The 5,959-nt window shown below is 27.5% G+C and carries 5 protein-coding genes; all 5 read left to right on the top strand.

Annotated elements, in window-relative coordinates; genetic code table 11:
• Window positions 1-144: 144 nt before the first annotated feature.
• A complete protein-coding gene (gene leuB / locus BUCISPPS3390_RS02070) occupies window positions 145-1,242 on the top strand; it encodes a 3-isopropylmalate dehydrogenase (RefSeq protein WP_154060990.1) in 1,098 nt (365 codons plus the stop codon).
• Window positions 1,242-2,642, top strand: a complete 1,401-nt coding sequence (leuC, locus tag BUCISPPS3390_RS02075) for a 3-isopropylmalate dehydratase large subunit (protein WP_154060991.1) — start codon at window positions 1,242-1,244, stop codon at window positions 2,640-2,642. Before leuB ends, leuC begins: the two co-directional genes overlap by 1 nt.
• Before the next feature lie 26 nt (window positions 2,643-2,668).
• Window positions 2,669-3,274 carry a 3-isopropylmalate dehydratase small subunit gene (leuD, locus tag BUCISPPS3390_RS02080; RefSeq protein WP_154060992.1) on the top strand — a complete coding sequence of 202 codons (606 nt, stop codon included), beginning with the start codon at window positions 2,669-2,671 and terminating at the stop codon, window positions 3,272-3,274.
• A gap of 129 nt (window positions 3,275-3,403) precedes the next feature.
• Window positions 3,404-4,951: a 2-isopropylmalate synthase gene (leuA, locus tag BUCISPPS3390_RS02085; protein WP_197729922.1), complete on the top strand. Its 1,548-nt coding sequence runs from the start codon at window positions 3,404-3,406 to the stop codon at window positions 4,949-4,951.
• Window positions 4,952-5,100: 149 nt separating this feature from the next.
• Window positions 5,101-5,946: a plasmid replication initiator RepA gene (repA, locus tag BUCISPPS3390_RS02090; protein ID WP_154060993.1), complete on the top strand. Its 846-nt coding sequence runs from the start codon at window positions 5,101-5,103 to the stop codon at window positions 5,944-5,946.
• Window positions 5,947-5,959: the final 13 nt, after the last annotated feature.

The raw sequence follows: 5,959 nt of genomic DNA on the forward strand, positions 1-5,959 counted from the left end.
AAATATATTTTGATATTGCTAAAAAATATTTGACAAAAGATAGATGCAAAATAACCTTTAAAAAAAAAAAAAAGAAATAATACATTTTATATAGTATACTGTAATCCTAATAAATTATTTTTAGAAAATATAAGAAGATTAACGATGAAAAAGTCATTTAATATAGCTGTACTTCCGGGTGATGGAATTGGACCTGAGGTTATGTTAGAAGCATATAAAATTTTAAATGTTATTAACAGCCAATCAAATTATAAAATAAACACTCGTGAATTTGACATTGGCGGTATAGCTTTTGACAAATTTGGAACTCCTTTACCTAAAAAAACACTAGACGGTTGCATGAATTCTGATGCAATTTTATTCGGATCAGTAGGAGGAAAAAAATGGTCTTGCCTATCTAAGAACAAGCAGCCCGAAAGAGGCGCCTTATTACCGCTTAGACAATTTTTTAATTTATTTATTAACATTAGACCTGTTAAACTAATTACTGCTCTAAAACAGCTTTCTCCGCTGCGAGAGGATATAGTAAACAATGGATTTGATATCTTATGTGTTCGAGAACTTATAGGTGGTATATATTTTGGATTGCCTAAAGGTAGAAATACATTTAATAAAAAAAACATTTCTGCTTTTGATACAGAAATTTATTCTACTAAAGAAATTGAAAGAATTGCAAAAGTTGCTTTTTCCTTGTCCCTAAAGAGGCGAAAAGTTGTTTTTTCTGTAGATAAAGCGAATGTTTTGGAAAGTTCAGTTTTATGGAGAGAAGTAGTTACTTCAGTATCTAAAAAATTTCCAGATGTTGCATTGCATCATTTGTATGTTGATAATGCTGCTATGCAACTTATAAGAAATCCTAGTCAATTTGACATCTTACTATGTTCTAATATGTTTGGTGATATTTTATCTGATGAATGCGCGATATTAACTGGTTCAATTGGAATGTTACCTTCAGCCAGTTTAAATAAAAAGTTTTTTGGATTATTTGAGCCAGCAGGAGGATCAGCTCCCGATTTAAAAGGTAAAAATTTAGCTAATCCTATTGCTCAAATTCTTTCTCTAGCTTTATTATTTAGATACTCATTAAATTTAAACAATATAGCTGAAAATATCGAGTTAGCTGTAATAGAAACTTTGAAAAAAGGATATCGTACAATAGATATTTCGGATGGTAAAAATTATATATATACTACTCAAATGGGAACTAATATTGCTAAAAAATTATCTGAGATAATAAAATAATGAATACAACATTATATCAAAAAATATTTAATTCACATTTAATACATAATGAAAAAAACATCACACCAATTATTTATATTGATCTTCATTTAATACATGAAGTAACTTCCCCGCAAGCATTTAATGGCTTGAGAGAAAAAAACAGATCAGTGCGTAGACCCCAACAAACATTCGCAACTATGGACCACAACGTCCCCACTCTCTCTAGAGAGGTTAGTCATTCGACTAAAATGGCAAGATTACAGATGTCAACTTTATTGAAAAATTGTCATGATTTTGGTGTTTCTTGTTATGATTTAAAAAATATAAATCAAGGTATTGTACATGTTGTAGGTCCTGAACAAGGTATGACTCTTCCTGGTATGACGATTGTTTGTGGGGATTCACATACGTCAACGCATGGAGCATTTGGTTCGTTAGCTTTTGGAATAGGAACTTCTGAAGTAGAACATGTTTTAGCTACACAGACATTACCACAAAATTATATGAAGAATATGCGTATATATATTTATGGAAACTTGAAAAAAAATGTATATTCTAAAGATGTTATCTTAAAAATCATAAATCAACTTGGTACTTCTGGTGGATCTGGTTATGTAATTGAATTTACTGGTCCTATTATAAAAAATATGAGTATGGAAAGTCGAATGACTATTTGTAATATGGCAATTGAATTAGGTGCAAAATCAGGGATTATTCAACCTGATAATATTACTTATGAATATTTAAAAAATAAAAATTTTGTTCCTAAAAATAGATCCTGGAAAGAATATACGAAGTTATGGAATTCATTAAAATCTGGATCAAAATCTTTTTTTGAAAAAGATGTATTAATTAACATATCAAATTTATCTCCACAGGTAACATGGGGAACTAATCCATCACAAGTTATTTCTATTACAAATAAAATTCCAGAATTGAAATCTTTTAAAGACAAAAATGCATTAGAAAATGCAAAAAAATCATTAGAGTATATGGGTTTAAAACCAGGTTCTAGTTTAATTAATGTACCAATTAATAAAGTATTTATTGGTTCTTGCACTAATTCTCGTATTGAAGATTTACGTGTAGTAGCTTCAGTAGTAAAAAATAAATTAGTTGCGGATAATGTAGAGGCATTAATTGTTCCTGGATCGGGACTAGTAAAAAAACAAGCTGAAAAAGAAGGTTTAGATAAAATTTTCAAAAAATCTGGTTTTCAATGGCGACATGCTGGTTGTTCTATGTGTTTAGGTATGAATGAAGATCAATTAAAACCATATGAAAGATGTGCTTCTACAAGTAATAGAAATTTTGAAGGAAGACAAGGTTTGAATGGTCGAACTCATTTAATGAGTCCTTGGCTAGCTGCTCAGACAGCTTTATATGGAAAATTTATTAACGTTGATAATTTTCTTTAATAAACTTTTAGGATAATTTTATTATCATGCAAAAATTTACACAACATGTAGGTATCATAGCTCCTTTTAATATATCTAACATTGATACTGATGTAATTATTCCTAAACAATTTTTACAAAAAATTGATAAAGTTGGATTTGGTAAAAAATTATTTTTTAATTGGAGATTTTTAAATTCTAGTGGTACATCAAAAAATCCTGATTTTATTTTAAATAAAAAAAATTACAGTAAAGCTAGCATTTTATTAACTCGTAGTAATTTTGGATGTGGTTCATCTCGAGAACACGCTGTATGGGCTTTAATGGATTATGGTTTTAAGGTAGTTATTGCGCATAGTTTTTCTGATATTTTTATAAATAATTGTTTAAATAATCGTTTATTGTTGATTTCTTTATCTAAAGATATAATAGATAAATTGTTTTTAATACTAAAAAAAAAAAAAAATGTTTTATGCATGATCAATTTATTAAAAGAAACGATTATTGTTGATAATTATTGTGTTAAATTCATGATTGATTCTATTCAAAAACAATCAATCATGTATGGATTTGATAGCATTGATTATACTCTAAAACATGAAAAAAAAATAAATTTTTATGAAAAAAATCATTCCATTTATAATTTTTATTAAAAATATATTTTATTATATATTATTAAATTAAAATAAAAAATTTCCTTCAGATAGTTTATTTTTAATAGTGAAATTATCTGAAGGAAAATAAATTATAAATTATTATATTAATTAATTGGTGAAAAGTGTATGAAAGAAAAAATAATTATTCTTGATACAACATTACGTGATGGTGAACAGGCTTTGCAGGCTAGTTTAAACTCAAATGAGAAAATTCAAATTGCCTTAGCTTTAGAACGTATGGGTGTAGATATTATTGAAGCAGGTTTTCCTATTTCATCACCAGGAGATTTTAAATCAATACAATCTATTTCCAAAGTCCTCAAAAAAAGTAAAATATGTAGTTTAGCTCGTTGTTTATTTAAAGATATTGACATAGCTGCACAAGCTATGAAATATGCTCAGGACTTTAGAATTCATCTTTTTTTAGGGACCTCTAACTTACATATATCTTCTAAATTAAAAAAAAATTTTAATGAAATCATAGACATGGCAACATCTTCTATTATTCAAGCAAAACGTTATACAAATGATGTTGAATTTTCATGTGAAGATGCAGGAAGAACTTCTATAGATAATTTGTGTAGTATAATTGAAGCTGTAATAGAAGCAGGGGCTACCACTATTAACATTCCAGATACAGTTGGATACACTACTCCCACACAATTTAAAAATATTATTTGTTCCATATTTGACAGAGTAAAAAATATACATAAAATCATTGTTTCTGTTCATTGCCATAATGACTTAGGAATGGCTGTAGGAAACTCTATCAGTGCTGTTGAAGCTGGAGCTAGACAAATTGAAGGAACTATGAATGGCTTAGGAGAAAGAGCAGGAAATACAGCTTTAGAAGAAGTAATTATGGCATTAAATGTACATCAAGATGTTTTAAAAAAATATACTAATATTAATCTTAAGGAAATTTATAAAACGAGTAAAATAGTTAGTCAATTTTGCAATATGCCTATTTCAGCAAATAAAGCAATTGTAGGAAAAAATGCGTTTTCACATTCTTCTGGAATTCATCAAGACGGTGTGTTGAAAAATCGAGAAAATTATGAAATTATCGATCCAATTTCTATTGGATTAAATCATTGTAAATTAAATTTAACTTCTCGATCTGGAAGAGCAGCTGTTAAACACCACATGCAAAAAATGGGATATAGAAAAAATGATTATAATTTAAATGAATTATATGTTGATTTTTTAAAATTAGCTGATAAAAAAGGACGAATTTTTGATTACGATTTAGAAGCTTTAGCATTTTTTAAAAAACAACAAAATCTTCGAGAATATTTTAAATTAGAATATTTTGATGTACAGTCTAAATTATCAGGTTTATCTGTAGCATCTATTATTTTGATGTGTGGAACTGAAATAAACATTCAAAAAGCTACTACTAGTAATGGTCCTGTAGATGCAATTTATCAAGCCTTAAATAAAGCAACCTTATATTCTATTATTTTAAAAAAATTTCATTTAGTTGCTAATGGTGAAGGTAAAGATGCTTTAGGAAAAGTAGATATTGTTGTACAGTACAAATCGCGTAATTTTCACGGAGTAGGTTTAGCCACCGATATTATTGAAGCATCAGCACAAGCAATGGTAAATGTATTAAATTACATTTGGAAATCTACACAAATTAACAAAGAACTTGAAAAGCTCTATAAATGATTTTTTCTAAGAAAAAAAATCATTTCTTTTATATAATAAAAAAGCAATTTTTATTTAATTTATACAATAAAATTTTAAATAATATTTATTTTTATACAAAAAATATATAATTATTGATAATTTCATAACAATTTTATTACAGGTTATTCATGTCAGAAAGAAAATATGTATACAATCCATATCCACAGTTTATTCAACCGGAAAATCATAGAAAACGCCCTATTTTTATTCGATACGCTATGGAACGTTCCGCAACAATTGACGTTGCTCATAATAAAATTTATTTATCTATCTGTAATTTTAAAAATCCTATTACTGGACGATTCTTACCACGCAAAAGACGTTTAAATGAACATCGTGCTCGGGCTCTTCGAGCTATGATACAAGCCATGCTATATTACTTTAACATAACCTCTACTTTAGTTATGGCTTCCGTAGAGAGACTATCAGACGTGTGTGGTTTATCTACATATTCTAGTGCGGGTAATAAATCTATTACTAGAGCCTCTCGATTAATTACAGAATTCATGGAACCAATCGGATTAATTTGTTGTCAAAAAGTATGGGATAAAATTTTAGGAATGTATATTCCTAAAATTATATTATTACAACCTTTGTTTTTCATGTTGTTTGATATTTCTCAATCGCAACTAATACAAATTAGAATTGCTCAATTACAATGGATAAATATTCAAAGAATATACAATAGAAAATCTCAAATAACGCTTTTTGAAATTGAACAAAGAGCAAAAGATAAGTATATTCAAAGAGCTTTTTGTTTTAGGAACTCCAAACATATGTTCAGTAAACAACAAAAAAAAGCTATAGAAATAATTCGATTAGAAAAAAAACATGCTCATTCCCACATTTTAAAAAATTTAATAAAAAGGTATTCAATTGAAGAACTGTGTTCTATAGGTTTAATTAATTTAAAAAGAAAAGTTAATCTAGAATATTTAAGATTAAAAAGATTAGCTAAACATTCAATTCCTTAATTTGATTTAATAT

It is taken from the genome of Buchnera aphidicola (Cinara cf. splendens/pseudotsugae 3390), assembly GCF_900698845.1.
Classification (GTDB): domain Bacteria; phylum Pseudomonadota; class Gammaproteobacteria; order Enterobacterales; family Enterobacteriaceae; genus Buchnera_F; species Buchnera_F aphidicola_AM.

What these genes read in the sequence shown, in the direction of transcription:
- leuB (WP_154060990.1), top strand. Translation starts at nt 145, where the DNA reads ATGAAAAAGTCATTTAATATAGCTGTACTTCCGGGTGATGGAATTGGA.
- leuC (WP_154060991.1), top strand. Translation starts at nt 1,242, where the DNA reads ATGAATACAACATTATATCAAAAAATATTTAATTCACATTTAATACAT.
- leuD (WP_154060992.1), top strand. Translation starts at nt 2,669, where the DNA reads ATGCAAAAATTTACACAACATGTAGGTATCATAGCTCCTTTTAATATA.
- leuA (WP_197729922.1), top strand. Translation starts at nt 3,404, where the DNA reads ATGAAAGAAAAAATAATTATTCTTGATACAACATTACGTGATGGTGAA.
- repA (WP_154060993.1), top strand. Translation starts at nt 5,101, where the DNA reads ATGTCAGAAAGAAAATATGTATACAATCCATATCCACAGTTTATTCAA.